This window comes from Vibrio sp. Vb0937 (assembly GCF_033338855.1).
Map to the genome: position 1 here is coordinate 305,880 of NZ_JAWOTK010000004.1, position 10,485 is coordinate 316,364.

Annotated in this window: 14 protein-coding genes; 6 read left to right on the forward strand and 8 right to left on the reverse strand. The window is 44.7% G+C overall.

The features are described 5' to 3' along the window. Nucleotides 1-43: 43 nt before the first annotated feature. Both bcp and R7P67_RS09710 read right to left on the reverse strand, forming a co-directional pair. Nucleotides 44-514: a thioredoxin-dependent thiol peroxidase gene (gene bcp / locus R7P67_RS09705; RefSeq protein WP_005380418.1), complete on the reverse strand. Its 471-nt coding sequence runs from the start codon at nucleotides 512-514 to the stop codon at nucleotides 44-46. A 16-nt stretch (nucleotides 515-530) separates the two neighbouring features. Further along, the gene (locus tag R7P67_RS09710) at nucleotides 531-1,073 is read right to left on the reverse strand and encodes a glycine cleavage system protein R (protein ID WP_005380420.1); all 543 of its coding nucleotides are present in this window, start codon (nucleotides 1,071-1,073) and stop codon (nucleotides 531-533) included. A gap of 476 nt (nucleotides 1,074-1,549) precedes the next feature. Between R7P67_RS09710 and dapA the strand changes: the two genes are divergently transcribed. Together dapA and bamC are read left to right on the forward strand one after the other, a co-directional pair. After that, nucleotides 1,550-2,428 carry a 4-hydroxy-tetrahydrodipicolinate synthase gene (dapA, locus tag R7P67_RS09715; RefSeq protein WP_005380422.1) on the forward strand — a complete coding sequence of 293 codons (879 nt, stop codon included), beginning with the start codon at nucleotides 1,550-1,552 and terminating at the stop codon, nucleotides 2,426-2,428. Between the two features lie 80 nt (nucleotides 2,429-2,508). Next, nucleotides 2,509-3,528: an outer membrane protein assembly factor BamC gene (gene bamC, locus R7P67_RS09720; protein ID WP_213912260.1), complete on the forward strand. Its 1,020-nt coding sequence runs from the start codon at nucleotides 2,509-2,511 to the stop codon at nucleotides 3,526-3,528. Nucleotides 3,529-3,634: 106 nt separating this feature from the next. Here the strand turns inward: bamC and R7P67_RS09725 are convergent, their stop codons facing one another. The 4 genes from R7P67_RS09725 to R7P67_RS09740 are packed head-to-tail and all read right to left on the reverse strand — an operon-like array spanning nucleotide 3,635 to nucleotide 6,053. Beyond that, nucleotides 3,635-3,838, reverse strand: a complete 204-nt coding sequence (locus R7P67_RS09725) for a DUF2897 family protein (RefSeq protein ID WP_005380425.1) — start codon at nucleotides 3,836-3,838, stop codon at nucleotides 3,635-3,637. Continuing rightward, a complete protein-coding gene (locus tag R7P67_RS09730) occupies nucleotides 3,835-4,533 on the reverse strand; it encodes a M15 family metallopeptidase (protein WP_149191546.1) in 699 nt (232 codons plus the stop codon). The genes R7P67_RS09725 and R7P67_RS09730 overlap by 4 nt, the downstream gene beginning before the upstream one ends. A gap of 14 nt (nucleotides 4,534-4,547) precedes the next feature. Next, the gene (gene dapE, locus R7P67_RS09735) at nucleotides 4,548-5,684 is read right to left on the reverse strand and encodes a succinyl-diaminopimelate desuccinylase (protein WP_005380429.1); all 1,137 of its coding nucleotides are present in this window, start codon (nucleotides 5,682-5,684) and stop codon (nucleotides 4,548-4,550) included. A gap of 18 nt (nucleotides 5,685-5,702) precedes the next feature. Further along, nucleotides 5,703-6,053 (reverse strand): ArsC family reductase, encoded by a 351-nt coding sequence (locus R7P67_RS09740; protein WP_005380431.1) that lies wholly within the window; start codon nucleotides 6,051-6,053, stop codon nucleotides 5,703-5,705. A gap of 291 nt (nucleotides 6,054-6,344) precedes the next feature. Here R7P67_RS09740 and R7P67_RS09745 point away from each other — a divergent pair, with 291 nt between their 5' ends. Next, nucleotides 6,345-6,632 (forward strand): helix-turn-helix domain-containing protein, encoded by a 288-nt coding sequence (locus R7P67_RS09745; RefSeq protein ID WP_005380433.1) that lies wholly within the window; start codon nucleotides 6,345-6,347, stop codon nucleotides 6,630-6,632. 34 nt (nucleotides 6,633-6,666) lie between these two features. Here the strand turns inward: R7P67_RS09745 and R7P67_RS09750 are convergent, their stop codons facing one another. Next, on the reverse strand, nucleotides 6,667-6,999 hold the full coding sequence (locus tag R7P67_RS09750; RefSeq protein ID WP_005380435.1) for a DUF4156 domain-containing protein: 333 nt from the start codon (nucleotides 6,997-6,999) through the stop codon (nucleotides 6,667-6,669). Nucleotides 7,000-7,002: 3 nt separating this feature from the next. After that, the gene (locus R7P67_RS09755; protein WP_005380437.1) at nucleotides 7,003-7,356 is read right to left on the reverse strand and encodes a DUF2956 domain-containing protein; all 354 of its coding nucleotides are present in this window, start codon (nucleotides 7,354-7,356) and stop codon (nucleotides 7,003-7,005) included. A 144-nt stretch (nucleotides 7,357-7,500) separates the two neighbouring features. Here R7P67_RS09755 and R7P67_RS09760 point away from each other — a divergent pair, with 144 nt between their 5' ends. The 3 genes from R7P67_RS09760 to R7P67_RS09770 all read left to right on the forward strand — a co-directional run bounded on the left by R7P67_RS09760 (nucleotide 7,501) and on the right by R7P67_RS09770 (nucleotide 10,221). Continuing rightward, nucleotides 7,501-7,986: a DUF2919 domain-containing protein gene (locus R7P67_RS09760; protein ID WP_025768263.1), complete on the forward strand. Its 486-nt coding sequence runs from the start codon at nucleotides 7,501-7,503 to the stop codon at nucleotides 7,984-7,986. Nucleotides 7,987-8,032: 46 nt separating this feature from the next. Continuing rightward, a complete protein-coding gene (locus tag R7P67_RS09765) occupies nucleotides 8,033-8,935 on the forward strand; it encodes a Dyp-type peroxidase (RefSeq protein ID WP_262653484.1) in 903 nt (300 codons plus the stop codon). 146 nt (nucleotides 8,936-9,081) lie between these two features. Further along, nucleotides 9,082-10,221, forward strand: a complete 1,140-nt coding sequence (locus R7P67_RS09770) for a flagellin (protein WP_005380443.1) — start codon at nucleotides 9,082-9,084, stop codon at nucleotides 10,219-10,221. The last annotated feature ends 264 nt before the right edge of the window (nucleotides 10,222-10,485 follow it).

Consider the following 10,485-nt stretch of genomic DNA (forward strand, 5'->3'; position numbering starts at 1 on the left):
CAGCAGTTTGCTGGGCTTTTTGTTTGTAGAAAAACAATAATGTTTAAGCGTTTTCGTTTAAGTAGTTTAATACGACTTCGTGGTGATCTTTGGTTTTGAACTTGTTGAACACATGTTCGATCACGCCTTCTTCATTGATCAGAAAGCTAATGCGGTGAAGACCGTCGTATACTTTGCCCATGAATTTCTTTTCGCCCCAAACGCCGAACTGGTCAGCAACGGCATGGTCTTCATCAGAAAGCAGAGTGAAGTTTAAATCATCGCGCTCGATGAACTTGCCTAGACGCTTTACAGGGTCGATGCTTACGCCGAGTACCACCACGTTATGTGCATCGAGTTCAGCTTTGATGTCACGAAGGCCTTTTGCTTGTGTAGTACAACCCGGCGTCATCGCCTTAGGGTAAAAGTAGAAAAGTACTTTCTTGCCTTTAAAGTCTTCAAGAGAAACGGTATTTCCGTCTTGGTCGAGCAAAGAGAAGGCTGGCGCTGGCGAGCCTGCTGTCAGCGTATTCATTTTGATTTCCTTTACTTTATAGTGTGTTTTTAATGAAATTCAGAGAACCTTGTACGTTGAGCGACTTACAAAGTTCATCGAAGTCTTCTTGTAACTGCATCAAATTAAAATCCGCGCTTACAGATGCAGTAATCGCAATGTGAAACTGGTCAGAATCGAGTTGAATTTTCGACTTGCTGATGGTTTGCGCGCTAAGAGAGTCTAAACCAATCTGCTGATCAGCGAAGAACTTAGTAAATTTTTCAGTTAACCCAGGGCGGTCTTCAGACTCAATAAACACTTCCATGGTGTAGCTGTTATCGAGCAGTTCGTGCGCCGCTGTGCGTTTCATGATCGTAATAAGGTCATGTTCTTGGCCAAGCAGGGGCAATTGTGTTTCAACTCGAGTCACGCTGCTGGCGTTCCCAGTCAGGAGCATGATCAGCGTAAATTCGCTGCCAAAGATAGCGATACGGCTATCGACTATGTTACAACCAGCTTGAGTAACGAGCTGTACGACTTGGTTACAAATGCCTGGACGGTCCGTTCCAACTGCTGTAAGTACCAGATGTTGCTTCATAAATGAGCTTCTTGTCCTTTCTTCAATAGAGAGATGTTAGCACAGATATTGCGAAGAAATATCGAGCCAGTTCTTTTTTAGTCCATAAAAAAGCAGTCGGAGCTTGAGGGGAGTGGTGGGAAATAAACAGTAAATGCAGGCTATAGGATAAACAAAACGTTTGCATGATGTGCTTGCCTATTGTCTGGCCGTTTTATTCACTTAGATCTGACTTGGCTAACAAGACCAAAGAGTATATTTTCCTTGCTTGTGCTCTTCAGTATTTTCCAAATCACTGATAGATTCTAAAGTCACTCGAAAGCCCAACACGATTATCAATATTGCCGTTAATCAAACCAAATAGAGCAATTAAGTTGCTAGACCTCTAACAACTGGTAATTATTCATTCATTTGTACTTTGTAAGCGAGTTTACGCTCTTGTGTTTTTCAATCGCATTACAGTACCATGCAGAAAGAGTTAAATGAGGGAGATAAACATGTTTTCAGGAAGTATCGTAGCGCTGATTACGCCATTCAAAGCAGATGGCGAAGTAGACTTTGACGGTCTGCAAAAGCTAGTAGAGTACCACGTTGAAGCGGGTACAGACGGTATTGTGGCAGTAGGCACAACAGGTGAGTCAGCGACACTGACCATTGAAGAGCATGTAAAGGTCGTTAATAAAACTGTTGAGTTTGCCGACGGTCGCATCCCTGTGATTGCTGGCACGGGTGCAAATGCAACCCATGAGGCAGTAACATTTAGCAAATTACTGGCTGATTCTGGTATTGCTGGCTTCCTGAGTGTGACACCGTATTACAACAAACCAACTCAAGAGGGTTTGTTTTTACATTACAAGGCAATTGCCGAAGCGAGTGATGTGCCTCTAATTTTGTACAACGTACCAGGCCGTACTGCTGTTGATATGCAGCCAGAAACAGTGGCACGCTTGTCAAAGCTTGATAATATCGTGGCTCTAAAAGATGCAACGGGCGATTTGGAACGAATTGCAATTCATCGTGAACTTTGTGGCGAAGATTTTATCTTACTAAGTGGCGATGATGCGACAGGGCTGGATTTTGTGAAACTTGGCGGCAATGGTGTTATCTCGGTAACGAACAATATTGCGGCTAAAGACATGGCAGACATGTTCCATTTGGCAAGTGAAGGTAAGTACGAAGAAGCAGAAGCGATTAACCAACGCTTGATGACTCTACACAAAAACCTTTTCATCGAAGCAAGCCCTATCCCAGTAAAATGGGCAGCGCAAAAGCTTGGTTTGATTGAAGAAGGTGGTTTGCGTCTTCCTTTAACTACGCTTTCTGAAAAATCGCAGCCGATCGTCGAGCAGGCGCTAACAGACGCCCATATTTATTAAGATTGAGCTATTAAGATTGAGTTACTAGGATTGAAGTTCATACTGGGGGCCAAGGCGCCCTCGGTGTTTTAGGAGTATAGATGAAGCTTTCAAGCCAGTTAGTGTTAAGTTCATTAGCTGTATTCGTATTGACTGCCTGTTCAGGTGGTGCCAATCAACGTCGTCAAGCAAAAGATGACTTCGAGTATTTGAACTCCCCCAATTTGGGTGAGTGGAATGTCCCACAGGGTGCACAGCCTCAGTTTTACCCTAACTACGAGATCCCTCAGGGTAACTACGCTGGTGGTGTCGGTAAAGATGTCGACATTCGTCCACCTCAACAAGTCCTAGAGCTTATTCCCGGTGCACGTCTAGACCGCAGTAGTGATGGTGAAGTGACACTTTGGCTACTTCGTAAAGATGAATTAGATAAAGTTTGGCAAACGGTACAAAACATGGTCGCGGCTAACGAGATTCCAGTTGAAAGACAAACAGACTCTCGCATCGAGACAGGATGGGTGACTTGGGATTCGCCAGATGAAGAGCTAGAAATTGGCAGCCGATATGAAATCGTACGCGCTGAAGCAAATGGTCGACACGGCTTTAAGGTGAGCCTTATTGACTGGCGTGAAGGCAATCAAGTGAAAGAAGTAACGGCGACCAACCGTGAGCGCTACAATGTGTTCATGACGAACTTGGTCACCGCTCGCTACGATCAAGAAGTGCGTGAAGAAGCACAGCGTAAAGCGCAAGAGTTGGTTAAACAGATCCCAATCACAATGGGTAAAGACCGCAGCGGACTTCCTGTGATTATCGCGCGTGCGCAATACAACATGCTTTGGCAACGTCTGCCTAATATTCTACCTAAGATGGGCTTTAAGATTGAAGAGCGTAGCCAGTCTCAGGGCACAATCACTGCGAAATATGCATCTCCGGATGATGAATTCTGGAACGATATCGGCGTTAAACCAGTGGAGTTAGCCGCTGGTAAGTACACATTCTTACTTGGTGATTTAGGCAACCGTACGTCTATCAATATCACCGACTCCTCTGGCAAGCCAGTAGAAGAAGAGTTTTTGAAATCACTAGCGCCTGTATTGGCTGCAACAGTGAAGCAGTAAACAAAGCGAGCTTAACGCGGCGTGTTTACTTAATGATAGAAAAGGGACCTAGTGGTCCCTTTTTTGATGTTTAGATTAAATGTGTCGAGATGAAGCTGGTGAGTAACTAACGAGGCTCGTTTTTGTTTTTATCTTCTTCAGCGTAGCGCTGTTTATCCAATGTGTTCAGCTTATCTAAATCGTTCTTACGGCTTTTATCCATCTGACCAAACTTCATTTTTGCGGTATATTTGAGTGCGGCAATATTACCAATGACCACGCTCAACACTACAATAATAATGACCCAAGGATTGGTTAGTATTTCTATCATAGAGCCTCCGGCGGCGTGATATTGTGAATAAATTTGGCGACGACGTTATCCAAATTATTCAGTATGACGTCAATCCCTGCAATGTTGTCGGTCTGATTTTGTTTAATCAACTGGCTTCTGAGTACATCAAGCGTCAACTGCTCGAGGCATTGCTGCCCGACAGCGCGGTGACTAATGTGCCAAGGCTCAATCGAAACGCCACCTAAATCATGCTGATAAGGAAAGAAGAAACCGAACCGACCAAGGTTGGCTTTTAACCATTGGTAGAACGCCTGCTGGTGGCCTTCAAGATACTCCCAAGGTTCCAACTTGAGTTTTGTGTCAGCAGGCAATGAATTGCGCGCATAGACATCAAAATCACAACCCCAATGATGACGACTTCCTCCGGGCAATGCCGACCAGCGCAAAATGGCCATCAATTTCTCTTCGTCATTTAACTCTGCTTTATTCAAAGGGCGGGAGTTGACGTCGAGAATTGGCAACTCACCAGAAAACTTCCCGTTCCAGATGGCTTTTTGGCGATTAAAGTCACGAAAACCACTGGCGATTTCCATTTTGAAACCTGCTTCGGTTGCGGCATTAATCATCTTCAATAAGTCATTGACTACTTTAGGGTGAAGCATAAATGCCTTTTGCCCCACTAGTGTGGATTGAAGATGGGAATCAGTGATTCCGGTGAGTTGCTCTGGTGTCATTGTGTTCTCGCTGATTACTTCGCCAATAGGTGTTTCAACGTGTTTTCGTACATGTCCGTCAACTTTTCAAGATCGTCGACTTTCACACACTCGTTCACTTTATGAATCGTAGCGTTAACAGGGCCTAACTCTACGACTTGACCTCCCATTCGAGCAATAAAACGACCATCAGACGTACCGCCAGTTGTAAGTAGCGCTGGCTTCGTATCATTGACTTCGGCCACAGCAGCTACAACCGCGTCTAGCAGTGCGCCCGTATCGGTCAGGAATGGGTCTCCGTTGAATGTCCATTTTAGGTCGTAGTCCAGCTCATGCTTGTCCAATGTTTCGGTAACACGCTGAACAATTGCGTCATTGTTAAGCTCGGTACTAAAACGTAGGTTGAACTGAACATGGAACTCGCCAGGAATAACGTTAGACGCACCAGTGCCAGCCGATACATTCGGGATCTGGAAACTAGTCGGTGGGAAGTAATCATTCCCTTTGTCCCATTCTGTCGTCGCGAGTTCATGAATCGCGAGTAGAGACTCGTGCACTGGATTGCTGGCTAGGTGAGGGTAGGCCACGTGACCTTGTGTTCCTTTTACCGTTAAATCACCAGTGATGGATCCACGGCGTCCATTTTTCACTACATCGCCAACCACGTCGGTGCTGGATGGTTCACCAACAATACACATATCGATGTTCTCACCACGTTCCATCAACGTTTCTACAACGCGAACGGTACCATTGATAAATGGCCCTTCTTCATCTGACGTAATCAAAAAGCCAATTGAGCCTTTGTGGTCTGGGTTTTCTTCAATGAAGCGTTCGACAGCAACGACCATAGCAGCTAGCGACCCTTTCATGTCAGCTGCGCCGCGGCCATGCAAGTAACCATCAATAATGGTCGGTTCAAACGGATGTGTATTCCAGTGTTCCAATTTGCCAGCTGGTACCACATCGGTGTGGCCAGCAAACGCAAATAGCGGCGCTTCTGAACCACGTCGAGCCCAGAAGTTCGTGGTGTCTTCAAATACCATCACTTCAATTTCAAACCCGAGTGCTTTTAAGCGCTCGATCATCAAATCCTGACAACCTGCGTCTTCCGGCGTTACGGACTGTCTACTGATCAGATCTTTAGCAAGTGCCAATACTGGACTGTCTGTCATCCTTGAGTATTCCTTTATTTAAGAGTTGAAAATGCTAGCGTATTGATCAGCTTTAAAACCGATATGAAGTTGATCATTCACTTTTAAAATTGGGCGTTTAATCATCGCAGGGTTTTCTACCAAAAGAGCGATGGCGTTTTCCTCGTTAAGTGTGTCTTTCTGCTCTTGCGCTAATTGGCGGTAGGTTGTGCCACGTTTATTGAGCACCTGTTCCCAACCTAAAGCGCGACAAAATTCACTTACCATTTCTGCATCAATGCCTTGCTTACGGTAGTCATGGAAGTCGTAAGCAATATCCTCGGCTTCTAACCATTTCTTGGCTTTTTTGATCGTATCGCAGTTGGGAATACCAAACATGGTAATCGACATAGTGTTTCCTTTTTCTTTGTTCTATTTTTCACTGGCGCGGTTAAGACGCACTTAAGTGATTTGGGCTGTTAAAGCATCCTATCAAGAAGCAATCAAACTGACAAAATGCGGTGGAAAATATTTTCAGATAGATTGAGATAACTAATGTCACATAACTTATTTACGATGAATGCGCTATAAATCGAATAAAAATTCGTCTAAATCAAATGGAAAAGTCGAGTTATTGATCAAACGCAACACCTCGCTGAGCAAAAACGAAATAATGAATCAGCACAATTTTAGGAGGTGTCAATGGAATTGAGTCCTGTTTTTGCAAGGCGGCTATATTTGGCCTTGTTGGTGGAAAACCTAGAAAGGCCGAATGTGCCAAAGTTGATCGAAAAAACGGGGTGGCCTCGTCGTACTATTCAAGATGTACTCAAGGCGTTACCTGGGATCGGCATTGAACTCATATTCGTTCAAGATGGCCGACGTCATAATGACGGCTATTATCAACTTTCAGATTGGGGGCCTTTTGATAGCCAATGGGTTCTAGAGCGGGAGAGAGATATCGCTAGCAGTCTTGGATTTCGTGCATAAGCCAGCAATTGCTGGCTTTTTTCATATTCAGGCCTCATCCATTGCAGCGGTAGGCGGAACCCAGCACGCTAAATGAAGTGATAAAATCTTGTGGGGAAACCATAAAAACGGTGTCCGCATCGATAGCCGCTGCATTGTTTTTTAAATCGTTCATCGCGCCTTGCATCATCGCGTCATTAGTCATGAAAATGTAGTTATACCAATGGCCTTCACTTCCGGTGACTTCGCCTTTGTATTCGCATCGCTCAGGGTCGAATTGCGCGTCAATGCGAATATGAACATCTTGACTTTGAGCATGAGTAAGGTGAGAAGGCATCGTGCAACCCGTTAGAAGCACGACAAAAAGTCCAAGTAACAGGCGTTTCATTAGCTATTTCCCCAATACTATGTAAGCAGCAAAGCCAATCCAGCTCAGGACAAGTAGTGTCCAAGGCAGTTTGCTTGATGAATGGTTTGGCGCATCGTCGGTGATATTGTCTTGTTCGATAATCTCTTCATGCTGACGTTGTTTTTCACGTTGCTGTTTTTTCTTCGCTTTATCGGCTTGGCGGTTGCGCTCTTTTTGTTGTTTCTTATATTGCGCGATGCCTTTTTCGATACCTTGAGCGATGAGCTTGGTTTGCTCTTTGGTTTGCCCCGGTTTCTGCGTGGATTTGGCAATTCTCATCGCTTCGGCTTGAGTTTCTTGAGAAGGCACAGGGGTGGCAGGAGTTCTTTTTTTCATGTTTCTCATCAACGTCGCTGTAAATCTTTGTTTAGTTTACCTGTGTAAGGTGCTGAAATGAACTTCAGTTCTCATCTTTGTTGGCTTGCAACTCTGAAACGATAGGTTAAAGTGACGTTTTTATCACATAAAGAAGAAGATGTTGTGCGCTATTCGTTTGACCAATATGACGCCCATGGATTTTTAAAGGCGCCGATCATTTTATGGGTGGGATGGATGTTTCTTGTGCGTTCATGGGTGGTGTTTGCCATGGCTGGTGTAAGTCGTGATAGTGGCAGTAAGCTACTCGCTATTGTTTACCCAGATTCAAGTACGTTGTATTTAGGTTTGGCGATGGGCATTCCAAGTTTGCTTCTTATGTGGTTAATGGGGCTTCGTCATCCCGACAGAGGATGGGTAAACAGAATTACTCGCTATGGTCGCGAGATCACTTTGATCTTGTGCGGTATTCAACTTGCTCAGACCATGTATCATGTGTACCTAGAACATGGAGTGTTTAATTGGGCAAACGCCCTTACCATTACCTTATTAGCTTGGTTTATGATCTATCTTCTAAATGGAAGATGGGTAAAAGACTGTTTTCATGTGCCACAATTGGCGCACGATGAACAGCAGCATTCAAAGAATTAAAAACAATAACTTCCCACTCTGGGGCAAAGTAATAGAGGAAACCTCAATGTCACAAGCTCAAACGGCGATCGTGCCAGAAGCCGGGCCATTTGCACTGTACACTCAACTCAAAGTGAACCAAAACCGTGAAAGCGTATTAGAAAAACTGAAAGCACTGCCAAAGTTGGTGGAAGAGTTAAACATTACCCAGCCGGGTGCAGCGCTGACGCTTTCTATCGCATTCACAAAATCGTTTTGGGAACACCTTAATGTAGACGCGCCAGAAGAGCTTATTGATTTTACTCAACTTGGCGAAGGTGACATCGTTGCTCCAGCAACAGACGTAGATGTACTGATTCACTGTCACTCGACTCGTCACGACTTGCATTTTTACGTGTTGCGTAAGTTCCTAGAAGAGACGGCACAAGATGTCACCATTGTGGACGAAACATATGGGTACCGTTACCTTGATGCTCGTGATATGACAGACTTCATTGATGGCACAGAAAACCCGAAAGGGGAGGCTCGCGCTGATGTGGCTCTAGTAAAAGAGGGCCCATTTGCTGGAGGCAGTTATGTTATGGCTCAGCGCTTTGAACATAACCTTGCCGCTTGGAATCGATTGAATGTCAAAGCGCAAGAAAAAGTGATTGGTCGTACCAAGCCAGACTCTATCGAGCTAGAAGACGTTCCTGCTGCATCACACGTTGGTCGCGTTGATATCAAAGAAGAAGGTAAAGGTTTGAAGATTGTTCGCCACAGCTTACCATACGGGACGGTGACAGGGCCTCATGGCCTGCTGTTTATTTCTTACTGCAATACACTTCATAACATTAAAGTGATGCTAGAAAGTATGTACGGCGTGACAGATGGTAAAACAGACCAAATGCTTCGTTTCACAACAGCGGTAACTGGTGCGTACTTCTTCGCTCCTTCGCAAGAAATGCTCGCGGAGCTAGCCATCAAGTAAGTTCTCAGACTTCATTTCTTAAGCCCTCCAATGGAGGGCTTTTGTTTTCTATTTCTATTCCAATCTCTTTTCAAAAAAACACTAAACTTTTCTGTTACTTGGTCGATAAGTACTCAAAGCCTTAATTTATTTGGAGTCTGTGTCTCGTGGCTATCACCGTTAATACCAATGTGGCAGCACTCGTCGCACAGCGTCATTTGACCAGTGCAACGGATATGCTGAATCAATCCATGGAGCGTTTGTCTTCAGGGAAGCGTATTAATAGCGCAAAGGATGACGCTGCGGGTCTGCAAATATCCAACCGCTTGCAATCACAAATGCGTGGTTTGGATGTCGCGGTACGTAACGCGAATGACGGCATTTCCATCATGCAAACTGCGGAAGGCGCGATGAATGAGGTGACCAATATCATGCAACGTATGCGTGATTTGTCGCTACAGTCAGCCAATGGTTCAAACAGCAAAGCGGAGCGCACTGCACTGCAAGAAGAAGTTTCTGCTTTAAATGATGAGTTAAGTCGTATTGCAGAAACGACCTCCTTTGGCGGACGTAAATTGCTGAATGGCACATTCGGTACATCGTCTTTTCAAATCGGAGCAACGGCTGGTGAAGCGGTACAAATTGGCCTGCGGACCATGCAGCCGGAATCTTTAGGTAGCTTTTCAATGAGCTCATATCAAAGAGTCAGTTCAGATTGGACGGTTCAAAACGGAAATAATGAAATTGTTATCAGCTACCGTGATAACAATTTTGAAGAGCAGGAGATCCGTATTGAAGCTAAAGCTGGCGACGATATAGAAGAACTCGCGACTTACATTAATGGGCAAACCGATAAAGTGAAAGCGTCTGTTAATGAGGAGGGGCAACTGCAGTTACTCATGTCCCACAAGGACGCCATAAAATACCCTGGACCAACCTTCAGTGGTGGCCTGGCTGATGAGTTAGAACTTGGCAAGTATGTCACCGTAAATAGAACGGTAGATAGTATTGATATTAGCACAGTCGGTGGCGCTCAGATGGCGGTCGGCATTTTAGATGATGCTTTGAAAACGGTAGATGGCAGTCGTGCGGAGTTAGGCGCGTATCAAAACCGCTTTAATCACGCGATCAATAATCTCGATAACATCCACGAAAACTTAGCTGCTTCCAACAGTCGTATCCAAGACACTGACTACGCGAAAGAAACCACGCAAATGGTGAAGCAGCAGATTTTGCAGCAGGTCAGTACTTCTATTCTTGCACAAGCAAAACAAGCGCCCAACCTAGCATTAACTTTACTTGGCTGATGAACGGCCTTGCCCGAATTTAACGTAAAACCTGCCTGTATCGACAATTCGAAAAGAAGCTTTAGCGAAAAATGAAAGTTTTTTTGCTTTTTTATCCGCTTTGTCACGATTACCCCTCCAAACGAATTATTTTCAAAAAAATCCAAAATTTTCTCTAAAGAAAACAGGGCATGCGCCGTTAATAAAAGTAACTTTGAGAGAACTACTTGGTTTTCCGAGACGTCGGAAACCGCTACACCGGAAAATCAATTGGAGAAATCACCA

Excerpts from the sequence above, each read along its gene's own strand:
- R7P67_RS09765 (WP_262653484.1), top strand. The coding sequence starts at position 8,033 with ATGTCACAAGCTCAAACGGCGATCGTGCCAGAAGCCGGGCCATTTGCA.
- dapE (WP_005380429.1), bottom strand. The coding sequence starts at position 5,684 with ATGACAGACAGTCCAGTATTGGCACTTGCTAAAGATCTGATCAGTAGA.
- R7P67_RS09755 (WP_005380437.1), bottom strand. The coding sequence starts at position 7,356 with ATGAAAAAAAGAACTCCTGCCACCCCTGTGCCTTCTCAAGAAACTCAA.
- R7P67_RS09750 (WP_005380435.1), bottom strand. The coding sequence starts at position 6,999 with ATGAAACGCCTGTTACTTGGACTTTTTGTCGTGCTTCTAACGGGTTGC.
- R7P67_RS09725 (WP_005380425.1), bottom strand. The coding sequence starts at position 3,838 with ATGATAGAAATACTAACCAATCCTTGGGTCATTATTATTGTAGTGTTG.
- R7P67_RS09710 (WP_005380420.1), bottom strand. The coding sequence starts at position 1,073 with ATGAAGCAACATCTGGTACTTACAGCAGTTGGAACGGACCGTCCAGGC.
- R7P67_RS09730 (WP_149191546.1), bottom strand. The coding sequence starts at position 4,533 with ATGACACCAGAGCAACTCACCGGAATCACTGATTCCCATCTTCAATCC.
- R7P67_RS09740 (WP_005380431.1), bottom strand. The coding sequence starts at position 6,053 with ATGTCGATTACCATGTTTGGTATTCCCAACTGCGATACGATCAAAAAA.
- R7P67_RS09745 (WP_005380433.1), top strand. The coding sequence starts at position 6,345 with ATGGAATTGAGTCCTGTTTTTGCAAGGCGGCTATATTTGGCCTTGTTG.
- bcp (WP_005380418.1), bottom strand. The coding sequence starts at position 514 with ATGAATACGCTGACAGCAGGCTCGCCAGCGCCAGCCTTCTCTTTGCTC.
- bamC (WP_213912260.1), top strand. The coding sequence starts at position 2,509 with ATGAAGCTTTCAAGCCAGTTAGTGTTAAGTTCATTAGCTGTATTCGTA.
- dapA (WP_005380422.1), top strand. The coding sequence starts at position 1,550 with ATGTTTTCAGGAAGTATCGTAGCGCTGATTACGCCATTCAAAGCAGAT.